This window comes from Pseudomonas sp. SWI36, from assembly GCF_002948105.1.
GTDB classification, from domain to species: domain Bacteria; phylum Pseudomonadota; class Gammaproteobacteria; order Pseudomonadales; family Pseudomonadaceae; genus Aquipseudomonas; species Aquipseudomonas alloputida.
In genome coordinates this window covers 4,993,580-5,006,583 of sequence record NZ_CP026675.1, presented here as the reverse complement: position 1 = coordinate 5,006,583, position 13,004 = coordinate 4,993,580, and the positions used below count along the sequence as shown (strand labels likewise).

General features: G+C 62.0%; 11 protein-coding genes. 5 read left to right on the top strand and 6 right to left on the bottom strand.

From position 1 onward, the window contains the following. The first annotated feature begins 92 nt into the window (after window positions 1-92). A complete protein-coding gene (locus C4Q27_RS23805) occupies window positions 93-911 on the top strand; it encodes a helix-turn-helix domain-containing protein (RefSeq protein ID WP_104887445.1) in 819 nt (272 codons plus the stop codon). Here the strand turns inward: C4Q27_RS23805 and C4Q27_RS23800 are convergent. The 3 genes from C4Q27_RS23800 to C4Q27_RS23790 all read right to left on the bottom strand — a co-directional run bounded on the left by C4Q27_RS23800 (window position 901) and on the right by C4Q27_RS23790 (window position 4,355). After that, a complete protein-coding gene (locus C4Q27_RS23800) occupies window positions 901-1,686 on the bottom strand; it encodes a 2-keto-4-pentenoate hydratase (RefSeq protein ID WP_104887444.1) in 786 nt (261 codons plus the stop codon). The two genes, C4Q27_RS23805 and C4Q27_RS23800, sit on opposite strands and share 11 nt — an antisense overlap. A gap of 138 nt (window positions 1,687-1,824) precedes the next feature. Beyond that, entirely contained in the window at window positions 1,825-3,168 is a 1,344-nt protein-coding gene (locus C4Q27_RS23795) for an MFS transporter (RefSeq protein WP_019751141.1), read from the bottom strand. Between the two features lie 44 nt (window positions 3,169-3,212). Continuing rightward, window positions 3,213-4,355: an iron-containing alcohol dehydrogenase gene (locus C4Q27_RS23790; RefSeq protein WP_104887443.1), complete on the bottom strand. Its 1,143-nt coding sequence runs from the start codon at window positions 4,353-4,355 to the stop codon at window positions 3,213-3,215. A 142-nt stretch (window positions 4,356-4,497) separates the two neighbouring features. On the opposite strand from C4Q27_RS23790, the gene C4Q27_RS23785 reads away from it, so the two are divergent. Together C4Q27_RS23785 and C4Q27_RS23780 are read left to right on the top strand one after the other, a co-directional pair. Beyond that, window positions 4,498-5,439, top strand: coding sequence for a LysR family transcriptional regulator (locus C4Q27_RS23785; protein ID WP_010953569.1), 942 nt, complete (start codon window positions 4,498-4,500; stop codon window positions 5,437-5,439). Window positions 5,440-5,727: 288 nt separating this feature from the next. Beyond that, the gene (locus tag C4Q27_RS23780; RefSeq protein WP_064491595.1) at window positions 5,728-6,603 is read left to right on the top strand and encodes a universal stress protein; all 876 of its coding nucleotides are present in this window, start codon (window positions 5,728-5,730) and stop codon (window positions 6,601-6,603) included. 59 nt (window positions 6,604-6,662) lie between these two features. On the opposite strand, the gene C4Q27_RS23775 is transcribed toward C4Q27_RS23780, so the two are convergent. Continuing rightward, entirely contained in the window at window positions 6,663-7,517 is an 855-nt protein-coding gene (locus tag C4Q27_RS23775) for an AraC family transcriptional regulator (RefSeq protein ID WP_064491594.1), read from the bottom strand. 151 nt (window positions 7,518-7,668) lie between these two features. On the opposite strand from C4Q27_RS23775, the gene C4Q27_RS23770 reads away from it, so the two are divergent. Next, window positions 7,669-8,223, top strand: a complete 555-nt coding sequence (locus C4Q27_RS23770; protein WP_064491583.1) for a GNAT family N-acetyltransferase — start codon at window positions 7,669-7,671, stop codon at window positions 8,221-8,223. A 291-nt stretch (window positions 8,224-8,514) separates the two neighbouring features. Then, window positions 8,515-9,741 carry an MFS transporter gene (locus C4Q27_RS23765; protein WP_104887442.1) on the top strand — a complete coding sequence of 409 codons (1,227 nt, stop codon included), beginning with the start codon at window positions 8,515-8,517 and terminating at the stop codon, window positions 9,739-9,741. Between the two features lie 106 nt (window positions 9,742-9,847). On the opposite strand, the gene C4Q27_RS23760 is transcribed toward C4Q27_RS23765, so the two are convergent. Both C4Q27_RS23760 and mgtA read right to left on the bottom strand, forming a co-directional pair. After that, on the bottom strand, window positions 9,848-10,225 hold the full coding sequence (locus C4Q27_RS23760) for a DUF2493 domain-containing protein (RefSeq protein WP_104887441.1): 378 nt from the start codon (window positions 10,223-10,225) through the stop codon (window positions 9,848-9,850). A 21-nt stretch (window positions 10,226-10,246) separates the two neighbouring features. Continuing rightward, on the bottom strand, window positions 10,247-12,961 hold the full coding sequence (mgtA, locus tag C4Q27_RS23755) for a magnesium-translocating P-type ATPase (protein ID WP_104887440.1): 2,715 nt from the start codon (window positions 12,959-12,961) through the stop codon (window positions 10,247-10,249). Window positions 12,962-13,004 lie beyond the last annotated feature (43 nt).

Genomic DNA, 13,004 nt, shown 5'->3' with positions numbered 1-13,004 from the left:
TAGGGTTTGCCGGCACAGTAGTGATAGGGTTGCCTGCACTCAATGACCCGTGAGGTCATGGACATTGCACTCAAGGACGATCAGGGCAACACATGAATCAGCATCTGTTCCATCGCAGCACCCCTGCCCCGCATATCTCAGCGGGCCAGCATCTTCGCGAACTGCGCCGTCAGGCCAACCTCAGCCAGCTGGAACTGGCGCTGCTGACGGGGCTGTCGCAGCGTCATCTGAGCTGCGTGGAAACAGGACGCGCCAAAGCCAGCCCAGGCACGTTGCATGCCCTCCTCTCGGCCCTGGATGCGCCGCTGGAGCGGTGCAACGAAGTGTTCGTTGCTGCAGGATACGCACCCCGCTACGCCGCCACGCCGCTCGATGCGCCTGAACTGGCCTTGGTGAATACTGCCATCGAGCATATTCTGCAGGTGAACAACCCCGCTCCGGCGATCGTCATCGACAGCCACTGGGACGTCATCGCCGCCAACGCCAGTACCGGGCTGCTGCTGGCGATGGCCGGTGTCAGCGCACAGCCGGCAACCGGCCTCAACCTGCTGCAGACACTGCTGTGCCCGGGTGGTCTGGGTGATCACCTGGCCAACGCGCCGGAAATCCGCGCTGCAGCCTGGCAACGTGCATCCAGGGAGGCCGCAGGCAATCCGGCACTGGCAGCGCGCTTGCGCGACTTGCCGGCCCCGGCAAGCCCGCGGCAGATGACGACAACCACCCCTCTGCTGCTGACCCGCGTGAACACCCCATATGGTGAGCTGCGGTTCCTGTCCACGTTCACCACCTTTGGCATGCCGCAGGATGTCACCGTGCAGTCACTGCGCATCGAACACCTGATCCCCGCCGACCCTCAGACTCGACAAAGAATGCAGGCAGCGTTCGAGCAGTGGTCGGCCGTTACAGCGTAAACGTCAGGGCCTGGCCAAGGAACCTGGCGCTGACCTGGTGGCCTGTTTCATGCAGGTCGAACGGCTGGCACATGGCCCCGGTGGTCACGACATCCCCGGCCTTCAGGGTCTGGCCACGCTCGGCAGCGTGCGCGTACAGGTGAGCCAGCGACACCAGCGGGTCGGTGGCCGCATCGCCAGACAAGCCACCGGCGCGCCATTGACCATCCACATGCACCTCGGTGGTTTCGGCCAGGTCGGCGAGCAACGGCACATTGATACCGGCGCCCAGGCTATTGCCGACCACCAATGCTTCAAACCCGACGTTGTCAGCCACAAAACTTGGCCAGCCGACAGCCTTTCGGTCGACAAAGCGCGAACGCACCACTTCAAAGGTGACGCACGTGGCGCGAATATCCTCACTCACCGGTACGCGCCCGGCTTGCGGAGGAATATCCCGGTCCAGCACGAAGGCAATTTCGCATTCGATGGTCACCGGCGTAACCGCTGGCAGCGGGATATGTGCGCCATCGGCATGGCAACGCCCCGCTTCCAGTTGGCCAATCAAGGGCCGCGACAACTTGCCTGCACGCATGCCAGCTGGGCTGCCGACGCCCAGCTTCCACCCGGCGCGCTGGCCTGCGGCAGCGGCAAACAACTGGTCCTGGCTGTCATAGCCTTGTTTCAATGTCTCGGGCTTGAGGCTGGCGGGCAGTTCCGTCAGCAGGTCACCGCTGCGCCAGTGTTGCAGTAGCAAGGCTGCAGTGCGTTGGTGTACGAAAAGCGAACGGTTCATCAAGACCTCATTGAGATAGGCGATGGCAGGCAACAGATGCTATGACCTGAAATTGATAATGATAAATATATTGTCATGATGCCAATCATCACAAATTGTTATTGAACTGCCTGATGAAACCCGCCTGCAGGTGCATGCTCAGCGATCAGTGGAAACCGGCTGCTTCAACAACAACACATAAGCCATCGCAGCAACCGCGGCCACGGCGGCACTGATCAGGAATGCCGAAGCGAAGGACCCGGTCTGCTGAATGCTGAACCCGGTCACGATGGGCGCCACAGAGCCTGCCAGGTAGCCGCCGAAGTTCTGGATCGAGCCAAACGAGGCCACGCGCTGGCTATCGACCACGGTGTTGGCGATCATCCATGCGGTAGAGCTGGCCATGTTCACGCTGAACAGCGCGCAACACAGCAGCGCCACGCTGAGCAGAAAGCCGCTACCGAACGACAGGGGAACGGTGAATGCGGCCGCCGCGAACAACGCAGTCACGACAACCCGCTTGCGGCTACCCAGCACACTGGCACCGTGCTTCACCAGGCGGTCGCAGATGCGGCCCGCAACAATGGTGCCCAACGCGCCGAACACATAGGCCAGTGAAACCACCCAGGCTGTCTGGTACAGGCTCAAGCCATGCTCGCGCTCGAAGTAGCCTGGCAGCCAGGTCAGGTGCAGCCACAGCATGTAGATCACCCCCATGAAGCCCAATACTGCGCCCCAGGTGCTCTTGTGGCGGAACAGTTCGGCCCACGCCGCCAGTTGTGCCTGCACACTGGGCCTGGCGCTTGGCACCGCCTGTTTATGCGCCTGGGCCGCCAGCAGTTGCTCACGCGCCTCGGCAGGCAGTTCAGCCAGGTACCGCGCCTTGCTTTTGTAGAAGGCGAACCAGCAGGCGGCAACCAGAATGCCGAACACTCCGGTGACGATGAACATGCCGCGCCAGCCCCAGGTGACCATCAGCAGCGTCAGCAACGGCGGCGCCAGACACGGCCCGATGCAGGTCGATGACAGCACGATGCCGGTCGGCGTCCCCCGCTTCTCGGCCTCGAACCACTCCGCCAGCGCCTTGGCCGCCGACGGGAACATCGGCGCCTCGCCAATTCCCAGCACCACCCTGAGCCCGATGAATGCAGAAAAACTGTTGATCAGGCCCGAAGCCGTCTGTGCCACCGACCAGCCCAGCAGGGCCGCCCCCAAAGAAATCTTGCTGCCCAGGCGGTCAATGATCATGCCCAAGGGCAGTTGCGAAAAGGCATACGCCAGGGAAAATGCCGACAGCAGAATGCCCATCTGTGACGGCGTGATGCCCATGTCGCGCTGGATGGACGTATTGGCAATCGACAGCGCACTGCGGTCGACGTAGTTGATGATGCCGATCACCAGCAACAGGCTGACGGTGATGACCTGGTACTTTCTGAACGGGTTCGAGCTGGCGACCGCTTCAGGTTCGCGGGCAAGCCCGGGTTGCGCATATTTGGTATTCATGGGCGTTCACTTTTGTTGTTATTGGTTGAACAGCAGGTAACGGCTTACATCGACGCTTCAAGCAGCCACTGGTAGTCCTCGGCAGATGCCTCACGTGGGTTGGTGCGGTGGCTGTGATCGGCCAACGCGCCCTGGACGATGCGCGGGAACAGGTCCGGGTTGACATCCAGTTCGCCAAGACCGGTCGGCAGGCCCAGCGTACGGGTCATGTCGCGAATGGCATCTTCGATCTGGCTGTCATCGGCCAGCCCCATCGCCTGGGCGATGCGTTGCATCTTGTGTTCACTCACCACCGTTTCGGCCGTGCGGTTGAAGCTGATGACGGCAGGCAGGAAGATCGCATTGAGGGTGCCGTGGTGCAGGCGCGGGTTGATCCCGCCCAACGCATGGCTAAGGCTGTGCACGCAGCCCAGGCCTTTCTGGAAGGCCAGCGCACCTTGCAGCGATGCGCTCATCATGTTGATGCGCCCGTCCAGGTTGCCCGGCTCGCGGGTGGCTCGTTCGATGAAGCGCCAGGCCCGCCACAGGCCGTCCAGGGCAATGCCGTCGGCAGGCGGGTTGAACGCAGGTGCCATGAAGGTTTCCAGGCAGTGGGCAATCGCGTCCATGCCGGTGGCAGCCGTGAGTTGTGCTGGCAGCCCGAGCGTCAGTGCCGGGTCACAGATGGCCACCTTGGGCACCACATGGGGCGAGATCACCCCCACCTTGCGCCCGTCCTCGAGTATCAGGATGGCGCCGCGCCCGACCTCGCTCCCCGTGCCGGCCGTGGTCGGCACCGCAATCACCGGCGCGGTTGCCGGGGTGATCCGGGCCAGGCCGCCCTCGATCACCGCAAAGCTCTTCAACGGGCCGTCGTGCCGGGCACACACGGCCACCCCCTTGGCCAGGTCGATCGCCGAGCCACCGCCAATGGCGATAATGCCATCACAGCCATTTGCCTTGAACATGGCCACGGCCTCACGCACGGCATGCTCGTTGGGGTTGGGTGGCGTACCGTCGTAGATAGGCAGTTGTGCGGTGTCGCTGCCGAAGGTGTTCAACGCCGTATCGACGATACCGGCGGCACGCACGCCACGGTCGGTCACGATCAAAGGCCTGGTTATACCAATGCGCTCACATTCGGCAGGCAGGCATGCAATGGCACCGATATCGAATTGGATCTGGGTGATGTAGTTGATCAGGGACATAAGGCTTGGCAGGCTCCTGGCTTTATTGTTCTGGGCGTTTCAGCCGCACTGGATGCGACACTGTGCAGCGCCAGTATAGGAATGCGCGGCTGGCCATGGTATTGAGAACAATCCATATCGGTATAACCAGGACGAATACCAGATGACCCCATCGCTCAATTCGATCATGTCCCGCCTGCACGCCCGCCACCTGCGCTTGTTGATCGAGTTGGACGAGCACCGCTCGCTGCTCGGTGCAGCAAGCAGCGTCGGGCTTACCCAGCCTGGTGCCAGCAAGGCCTTGCAGGAAATCGAAACCACCTTCGGCACCGTGCTGTTCAACCGCACCAACCGAGGCCTGGAGCCCACGGCCGCCGGGCACTGCGCCATCCGCTACGCACGCCTGTTGCAGACCGATATCGCCAACCTGCGGCACGATCTGGATGCAATCCTGCGTGGGGTCGGCGGCCGGCTGGCAGTGGGGGCGATCATGGGGGCGGTGCCGTTGCTGATGAAGGCGGTGTCACAGCTGGCCAGCATCCAGCCACAGATGTCGTTCGAAATCATCGAAGACACCAGCCAGTCGCTGCTGACGCAGATCGAGAGCGGCCGCCTGGACATCGCCCTGTGCCGCACCAGTGTCAGCAATACGCCGCAGCTGTTCGCCAGCACCTTTGTCCAGGATGAGACACTGGCGGTCATCGCCAACATCGACCACCCGCTGAAGCATGCGCCAAGCCTGAGCCTTGCCGACCTGGCCGAGAGCCGCTGGATCGTCTACCGGGCCAACATGCCCATGCGCGTGCAACTGGAGCGCGAATTTCACGATGCCGGGCTGCGCTTCCCGCTGCACCTGGTTGAAACCACTTCGATCCTGGCGACCTTGTCGCTGTTGCAAAACCGTCCTGACTTCGTTGCGCTGGTGTCGATCGACGTGGCCCGGCAATGTGCGATGAATCAGCAGGTCAGCATACTGCCCTTGAGCATGGGCTCGGTCAGCGACCCCTACGAGCTGGTGACCCGTAAAGGCAGCCAGGCAACACCGGCCATGGACACGCTCACCGAACTGCTGCTGTTGCAGGGCCGACAGCGCTGCGACAGTTGATGCGGTTTCATGGCAGGTCGCTGGGAAATCCGGGCGGAAAGGCTGAGGGTCAAGACAGTAATGAGGCAGCCCGCCAGCCCAGGGTAATCAGCCTTGCAGCTACACCGGCAGTGCTGTTGGCAGGCATGACCTGCCGCTACACCTGCACGCCATTGACCCAAATCAAGCCCTCGCGCCGGGTTCGCGCGACGATGGCTGCACGCAAGGAATGACTCAAGTACCGACAGGTGCACAGTGCGCAAGGTTTACCGCTTGATCGCTGTGCGCGCCTTGACCAAGGAGCCCCACATGAACCCGCTGAAACACATACTGGTTGCCACCGACCTTTCCCCACATGCCCGCAACGCCGCTGAGCGCGCTGCCTACCTGAGCGATGCGCAACAGGCCTCGCTGGACCTGGTCTACGTTGCCAACCCGGCACCCTTCGAGCGCCTCAAACAGTTGGTGACGCCTGATGACGATCTGTTGAAACGCGTACTGGATAGCGCAGGCGAGAAAACCCACGCACTGGCAGCACTCCTGTTCCAGCGTTACGGTATCTCCGCTGGCGTGCAGGTCGCCAGCGGCTCGGTGATCACGGAGATCAACCGGGTGGTGCAGGACAAGCACAGCGACCTGCTGGTGTGTGGGGCCAGGGGCCAGAACGTAGCGCGGCGCCTGCTGCTGGGTTCAACTGTGCAGAAACTGCTCAACCGCATGCCCTGCCCTTTGCTGGTGGTCAAGCCGGCACCTCGTGATGCCTACCGCACCGTGCTGGTGCCAGTCGATTTTTCGTCCGTTTCACTGCGCACGATCGAATTGGCCAAGGCCATTGCCCCGCAAGCAGAGATCATTCTGCTGCATGCGTACGAAGCCCCGTTCGAAGCCAGCGTGCGCTTCGCCCATCTCGACCACGACACCCTCACCCACTACCGCAATGTCATCCGCAAGGATGCACAAGTACAGCTCGCGGCGCTGAGTGAGGCTGCCGGCCTGGCCGATGCACGGCAGATCCTGGTGCACGGTGACCCTGGCTGGCGCATTGCCGAGCAGGAACAGGAGCTGGAGTGCGACCTGATCGTTGTCGGCAAGCAGGGGGCAAGCGCGCTGGAGGAACTGCTGGTGGGCAGCGTCACCAAGCATGTACTGAACGAATCGCAGTGTGATGTGCTGGTCTCGCCATAGCGTAACGTGCCTGCCGAGCACGCTGATAAGCGCCCTCGGCAGGCGCCGCTGTGCAAGCGTCAGCCCTGCCCTTGCACGTTCTGCGCTTGCCTGCGGTAGCTGGAAAGCGAAAAACCGGTCTGACGCTTGAAATAGCGGCACAGGTAAGACGCGTCGGCAAAATTGAGCGCATCGGCAATTTGCCCGACAGTGTGATTACTGTAGGAAAGCAGTGCCTTGATTTCCAGGGTCACCTGCCGATCGATCAAACCTTTCGGGCTGGAATTGAAATACACCTTTGTCAGTTGCGACAGATAGAACGGGGTGATGTTAAGCGCGTCGGCATAGAACTTAACCTCGCGCTGCCGGGTGCTGTGTTTGCCTACCAGCTCCCAGAATCGCCAACTCAGCGCTTCCTTGCGGCTGAACGCCCTGCCTGCTGTCGGTAACACGGGAAGCTGCTCGGCAATCTTCAGGAAAAGGTTCTGTAACTGGTTGCGCAGCATGATGTGCTGATAAGTGGCACAGCACCGCACAATATCGCGCATCTGCATCAGCCACCCTTCCAGCAGCGGCCTCTCGCTTTCGGCAAGTACACAGTGCGGATGGTCGTGCAGAAAGACGAACAATGAATTGGGCAGTGGGTAGGCGACCTCGGCAGCAAGTGCTTGTGGTATCAGGCAGAAAAACACCTTGAAGCATCGTGAGCGACATTTGAGCAAGGCTATGGTGTCTTCGGCCAGCACCAGCACATCTGCGCGCCTGACAGCATGTTCTTTGAAGTTCAGCGTGAAACGGGCAGCCCCGGACAGGCACACAAGCAGTGTCAGATAGGCATGACCGAACGACAGTGGCGCCCCCTGCCCATCGGCAAGCGTGCTTTCACCTGTCTGGATCGGATCACCAGCCGCGTAAAGTTTCGGAATGTGATGCATCGCACTCGGTACCACCGCCAGATAGAGCCAACAGCCTAGCATCAAGCACCCGTCCAGTTTCGAAAAGTACCGATAATGCCAAGATAGTGACGTTTACCGCGTGGCCAGTCGGCCATACGCTGGCCCAACGGACCAGACACGAGTACAGGACATGAAATTGGAAACCGAACGTTTGCTGCTTCGCCCTTGGCTGGAGAGCGACGCTGCTGATTTGTACGAATATGCCAAGGACGAGCGCGTCGGCCCCGTTGCGGGCTGGCCTGTGCACACCAGTGTGGAGCACAGCCGCGAGGTCATTCGCGAAGTGTTCAACCACCCCGAAGTGTACGCCCTTGAGCTCAAGCAGAATCAACGTGCCGTAGGCTGTGTCGGCCTGCTGACTGGCAGTAACAGCAACTTCGAGATCAGTGAACAAGAAGGTGAAATTTCCTACTGGATCGGGGTTCCCTACTGGGGCAAAGGCCTGGTTCCGGAGGCTGTGCGGGAAGTCATGCGCCACGCCTTCGAAACCCTGAAACTGCAGGCACTGTGGTGTGGCTACTACACTGACAACAGCCAGTCACAGGCTGCCCAGGCGAAGTGTGGCTTCCGTCATCATCACACCGAAGAAAACAAGCACAACCGCTTCCTCGACGACTATCGTACTGAGCACATCAGCCGCATCACCTACCAGCAGTGGGTGGAGGGTGAGCAACAGCATACCTAGCCGACGGCGAAGCCCGTACGGTGCGTTCGATCACTCGCTGGCCCCCCGGTATACGACGCAGGAAAGAGAAGCTGACGCTGCAGGCTGCAAATCGCCATGGCCTGCACCGGTGCGGCACCGGTAGGGCGTAATCGCTGCCAGGGCGCTCTACACAAGGCGTTTCATCGATTGCACTGATGATTACTATCGAGCGGCCTGCCTGTCGGTCGGGCACGGCCGCCTCTACAATCCCCTGCAAATCCCCCCGCTCCTGCGCCTGCTACAGGCGAGATCCCTCATGGAACCTAACCCATGCCAAGCAACAGCCAGGCCCCTCGCGGCCTTCCCGAACACAGCCAACAAAGCGTGACCCAGCAATGGCTGGCAATCCTCTCGGTAGCCGTGGGCGCTTTCGCCCTGGTCAGCAGTGAATTCCTCCCGGTGGGGGTGCTCAACGATGTGGCCAGCGACCTGGGCATCAGTGCAGGCCTTGCCGGCCTGATGGTGACCCTGCCCGGCATCATGGCCGCGTTAGCCGCCCCGTTGATTTCCGTAGGCGTCGGCGCGCTGGACCGGCGCTACCTGCTGATCGGCCTGACGCTGATCATGATCATCGCCAATGCCATCGTGGCCTATGCCGGTGACTTCAACCTGCTGTTGGTCGGCCGTGTGCTACTGGGTATCAGTATTGGCGGCTTCTGGGCGACAGCCATCGCCCTCAGCGGCCGCCTGGCACCTGACGGGATGGGCGTAGCCAAAGCCAACTCCATCATCATGGCGGGCGTAACCCTGGCGACGGTCGTGGGCGTGCCTGTCGGCACCTGGCTGAGTGGCCTGATGGGCTGGCGCATGACGTTCCTGGTCACTGCACTGGTAGGCGTACCGGTGCTGCTGGCACAGGTGTTCCTGCTGCCGCGGCTGATGCCGGAAAAGGCCATCCGCATCCGCGACCTGCCGGCGTTGTTCATCAACCCGCAAGCACGGGTCGGTTTGATCGCCGTGTTGCTGATCGGCCTGGCGCACTTTGCTGCGTACACCTATGTCGCACCGTTCTTCAAACAGAATGCCGGCTTTGACGGGCCTACGATCGGTTCATTGTTGCTGCTGTATGGCGTGGCCGGCTTCATGGGCAACATCTTCGCCGGCTTTGCTGCCAACCGCAGCGTGCGGCATACCCTGATGCTGGTCGCGCTCATGATCGCAGTCAGCACCGCCCTGTTCCCGCACTTCGCCACCGGCATGACGGGTGCCGCGATGCTGATCGCACTGTGGGGCTTTGCCTTCGGTGCGTTCCCGGCTTGCGCCAATATCTGGATGTTTGTCGTGGCGCCCAAGGATGTCGAACGTGGCATGCCGCTGTTCGTGGCCATGTTCCAGGTGATCATTGCCGTGGGCTCGTTCTTCGGCGGGCAAGTCGTGGACCATATGGGCACGGCGGTACTGCTGAGCCTGGCCACGGCGCTGGTGGGCTGTGGCTTTGTCACCGTGCTGGTGCTGGGGCGCAACGTCAGCAACGATCTGGCGGCGCAGCCAGGCTGAGCAGCCGCACAGGGCGGCTGCTCAAAGCGTGGGGCCGTGAAACCGAGGCGCCTGCTTCGCGGGCAAGCCCGCTCCTACAGGTACCGTACGGCTCCAGGCGCTTGCATTAGCTGCAATCGTCCCGCTCAGGCTGGCGTGGTTGCCTGGCGCACACCACCTGAAGCTCGGCGCCACGGGCCCTGGCCAGCAGCTCCTCGGTGTCATCGCCACCGGGCAAGGCAAGCAACAGGTCAGGGCGGCTGTCATTGAGCATGAACAGGTTGCGCAAGCGTTCGGCCTGCTTGCCGTGCAGCTGCCAGTTTGGCGGGTAACGCACCAGATCGGCGCCATGCTCGCGCGCCCAGCTTTCGATTTCCCCACCAAGAAACTGGCTGCCACCGTGGATCAATACCCGGATCGGCCGCTGGCGCTGGACGTCGTCCAGGGCCTGGCGGCAGCGTCGGGTGTCGGCGTAGTTGCGCCCTGCACAAATCAGTACTCGCATGGTCTGCTCTCCTTGCATCGCTCAGAACCACTGGCCGAAACGGCGGATATAGAGGGTCTTCATGGCCTGGGCGACCACGCAGTAGCCCAGCAGGGTGGCGGCCAGCCAAGGGAAGTACTCCCACGGCAGCGGCACCAGGCCGACCATCGCGCCCACCGGGGAGAACGGGATGTAGATACCCAATGCCATGACCAGCCCCGTTGCCAATACCACCGGCAATGCAGCGGTGCTCTGGAAGAACGGTACCTTGCGAGTGCGCAGCATGTGCACTACCAGCGTCTGTGACAGCAAGCCCTCGATGAACCAGCCAGACTGGAACAGCGCCTGCATTTCGACGCTGTTGGCGGCGAACACGTACCACATCAGGGCGAACGTGGTGATGTCGAAGATCGACGACGTAGGACCTATCCACAACATGAAGCGGCCGATGTTGCGGGCATCCCATTTGCGTGGCTTGCTGAGGAACGCCTTGTCCATGCGGTCCCAGGGCAGCGACAGCTGGGAAAAGTCATACATCAGGTTTTGCAGCAACAAGTGGATCGCCAGCATCGGCAGGAACGGGATAAACGCACTGGCCACCAGGACCGAGAACACGTTGCCGAAATTGGAACTGGCAGTCATGCACAGGTACTTCATGATGTTGCCGAAGGTTTCGCGGCCTTTGAGCACGCCCTCCTCGAGCACCATCAGGCTCTTTTCCAGCAAAATGATGTCGGCCGATTCCTTGGCGATGTCGGTGCCGCTGTCCACCGAGATACCGACGTCAGCATCGCGCAGGGCGGCGGCATCGTTGATGCCGTCGCCAAGAAAGCCCACGGTGTGACCATTGGCTTGCAGGGCCTTGAGCACGCGCGATTTCTGCAACGGGGTGAGCTTGGCGAAGACGGTGCGCTCCTCCACCTGAAGCTTCAGGGTGGTGTCGTCCATGCCCTCGATGTCCTGGCCGAGCAACGGCTGGCCTGGCGCCAGGCCTACTTCCCGGCACACCTTGGACGTGACCACCGGGTTGTCGCCGGTCAGTACCTTTACCTGCACGCCCATGTCGCGCAAGGCGGCGATGGCCGGGCCGGCCGTTTCCTTGGGCGGGTCGAGGAAGGTCAGCAAGCCCTGGATGACCAGATCGCGTTCATCTTCGGTGTGATACTGCGCCTTGCCTTCGGCCGCCGGGATCTGCCGGGTGGCAACCACCAGCACGCGGAAGCCGTCCTGGTTGAAGGCATCGACCCTGGCCATCAGCTGCTGGCGACGGCACGGATCAAGGGCAACGACCTTGTCGCCTTCCTGCACATGGGTGGCGATGGCGAGCATCTCCTCGACCGCCCCTTTGCTTACCAGCAGGTGATCGCCCAAGGCATTCTTCACCACCACTGACAGGCGGCGGCGGATGAAGTCGAACGGCAGTTCGTCGACCTTTACGTAGGCGTAAGGCGCCTGGAACTGTTGGTCCTGGCCGGCGAAATGCAGCACGGCCTGGTCCATCAGTTTGCGGATGCCGCTTTGGTGATGGCTGTTGAGCCAGGCCAGCTCTAGGATGTGCTTGTCGGTTTGGCCGTCGAAGCGCACATGGTGCTCAAGGATGATCCGATCCTGGGTGAGCGTGCCGGTCTTGTCGGTGCACAGTACATCCATGGAGCCCAGGTTCTGGATGGCGTTCAGGCGTTTGACCACCACCTTGCGCCGGGCCATGGCCACGGCGCCCTTGGCCAGGTTGGCGCTGACGATCATCGGCAGCATTTCCGGGGTCAGGCCCACTGCCACGGCAAGCGCGAAGAGGAAGGCATCACCCCAGTCGCCTTTCACCACACCGTTGATCATGAACACCACCGGCACCATCACCAGCATGAAGCGGATCAGCAGGCTGCTGACGCTGTTCACGCCGCGGTCAAAAGCGGTCTGGCTGCGCGAACCGGCAATGGCCTTGGCCAGCGAGCCAAAATAGGTGCGTCGGCCGGTGGCGACCACCACGGCGCGGGCGCGGCCACTGACCACATTGGTCCCCATGAAGCAGATGTTCGGCAACTCGAGCAGGTTGTCCTGATATGCGCCATGCTCGGCGGCGGACTTCTGCGCGACATTACCCAAGGTGTCGTACTTTTCGACCGGCAACGCTTCGCCGGTGAGCACGGCCTGGCTGATGAACAGGTCTCGCGCTTCGAGCAGGCGGATATCGGCGGGAATCATGTCACCTGCAGAAAGCTGCACGATGTCGCCGGCCACCAGTTCGTCCATGGGCACTTCGCGCAGGCGCGGGGCTTGCCCGGTCTGCTCGCGGCGCAACACGGTGGCCGTAGTGCGCACCATTGCCTTGAGCGCGTCGGCAGCCTTGTTCGAGCGGTACTCCTGCCAGAAGCGCAGCAGGCTGCTGAGGCTGACCATGGTCATGATGATGATGACCTTGGTCAGGTCGGCGTCGTCTGCTTCGCCTGCACTGACCGGCAGCCAGTAGTCGGTGACGAAGCTGATCCCGGCCAGGGTCAGCAGTACATAGATGAACGGGTTGTGCAGGGCCTTGAACAGCTGCACCAGGGCGTGGGGTTGATGGTCGTGGGCAACCTGGTTGGCCCCATCGCGCACCAGGCGCTTGGCGGCTTCGTGCTCGGTCAAGCCCTGTTCGCTGGCATCGAGGTTGGCGAGGGTGACCGCCAGGCCATTGCGCGCTTCACGGGCGGCGCGGGTGGACAGGCGGGTTTCGCGTTCGGCCTTGGCCGATGAGGTGTTACGGTGTTTGACAGTCATGTTGCTGTGCTCCTGCCGCTGCGGCGGCACGACACACAGACGT